A 1,979-nucleotide genomic window follows, 5' to 3' on the forward strand; every position below is an offset into this window, starting at 1 on the left:
CTAAAGAGCAAGTTGGTCCGAAAACCGAGCCGATTATGGACGAAGTTTTGGACTACGACACTGTCTTTGAGCGCATGGACAAATTCATGGATTGGTTGGCAACCCAATACGTTACCGCGCTGAACATCATTCACTACATGCACGACAAATACAGCTACGAAGCTGCATTGATGGCATTGCATGACCGTGATGTGATCCGTACGATGGCTTGCGGTATTGCCGGTCTGTCTGTGGCTGCCGACTCTTTGTCTGCCATTAAATACGCCAAAGTAAAACCGATTCGTGATGAAAATGGCATTGCCGTTGACTTCGAAATTGAAGGCGAATACCCACAATTTGGTAACAACGACGACCGTGTGGACGACATCGCCTGCGACTTGGTGGAACGCTTCATGAAAAAAGTGGCTACCCACAAAACTTACCGCAATGCCACTCCGACTCAGTCTGTGTTGACCATTACTTCCAACGTTGTTTACGGTAAGAAAACCGGTAATACTCCAGACGGCCGCCGTGCAGGCGCTCCGTTTGGTCCGGGTGCAAACCCAATGCACGGCCGTGACGTCAACGGTGCAGTCGCTTCATTGACTTCCGTAGCCAAACTGCCATTTGAGTTTGCCAAAGACGGTATTTCCTATACCTTCTCCATTATTCCTGGCGCGTTGGGTAAAGACGAGCATTCTCGCGAACGTAACCTTGCCGGTTTGATGGACGGTTATTTCCACCATGAAGACGGTATTTTGGAAGGCGGTCAACACTTGAACGTCAACGTATTGAATCGCGAGACTTTGGAAGATGCGATGCACCATCCGGAGAAATATCCGCAGTTGACCATTCGTGTGTCCGGTTATGCGGTTCGCTTCAACTCGCTGACCCGCGAACAACAGCTTGACGTGATTACCCGTACATTCACAGAAACCATGTAATTCGGGTGGAAAAACAAACCGGAAGCTAAATTTGCATTTGGTTTGTTTTGAAACAAAGCTCCAAGGCCGTCTGAAATGTTCAGACGGCCTTTATTATCGTACAATCCACATAAGCAAAAACATTTTTGAGCCGAACACTATGTCCACGACTTTTGCCATTATCCCCGAGCCGGAACTGAAAAACCTTGGCCACCGTCACTATAACGGCAAAGGCATTATTCATTCTATTGAATCTTGCGGCGCTGTCGATGGTCCGGGTTTGCGCTACGTGCTCTTTTTGCAAGGTTGCCTGATGCGCTGCCTGTATTGCCATAATCGCGATACTTGGGATTTGCATACCGAGCAGGCGCAGGAATTGGATGTGGCAACCGTGATGAAGCAGGTTATGACCTATCGCCATTATTTACGCGCGACAGGAGGAGGCGTAACGGCAACCGGCGGCGAGCCGTTATTGCAATATGAATTTGTGCGCGATTGGTTTACGGCCTGTCGGGAACACGATATCCATACCTGTCTCGACAGCAATGGCTATGCTTTGCACTATGACTCGATTTTGGATGATTTGCTCGATCATACCAATTTAGTCATGCTCGACTTAAAACAAATCGATCCTGAAATTCATAAAGTGCTTGTCGGTATCCCTAATACCAAAACGCTGAAATTCGCGCGCTATCTTGCCGAACGCAATCAGCCGACGCGTGTACGTTATGTGGTTGTTCCAGGCTACACTGATGATGAGCGTTCAGCGCATTTATTGGGCGAGTTTATCGGTGATATGGATAATGTCGAAATGGTCGAGCTTTTGCCGTATCACGAATTGGGCGCCCACAAATGGGCTTTGTGCGGCGACGAATACAAATTAAAAGGCGTACATCCGCCGCCTAAAGAAACCATTTTGAAAATCAAAGAAATATTAGAGAGTTACGGAAAAAACATTATTTATTAAAACAAAAAAAGGCCGTCTGAAACGAAATAATCAGTTTCAGACGGCCTTTTCATGATTGAAAAAGACTTAAGCGTTCAATGCAGTCAGAACCTTGGCGACAACTTCTGATA

General features: G+C 47.0%; 2 protein-coding genes. Both read left to right on the forward strand.

Annotated features, from left to right (window positions below; all coding sequences use genetic code 11):
* The coding region (locus tag ACTHUE_RS17015) for a pyruvate formate lyase family protein (protein WP_440403014.1) at positions 1-923 on the forward strand (923 nt) is incomplete at its 5' end.
* A gap of 139 nt (positions 924-1,062) precedes the next feature.
* Entirely contained in the window at positions 1,063-1,869 is an 807-nt protein-coding gene (pflA, locus tag ACTHUE_RS17020) for a pyruvate formate lyase 1-activating protein (RefSeq protein WP_107791856.1), read from the forward strand.
* Positions 1,870-1,979: the final 110 nt, after the last annotated feature.

It is taken from the genome of Neisseria sp. P0021.S005, assembly GCF_051956955.1.

Coding starts and splice junctions, on each gene's coding strand:
- pflA (WP_107791856.1), top strand. CDS start 1,063: ATGTCCACGACTTTTGCCATTATCCCCGAGCCGGAACTGAAAAACCTT.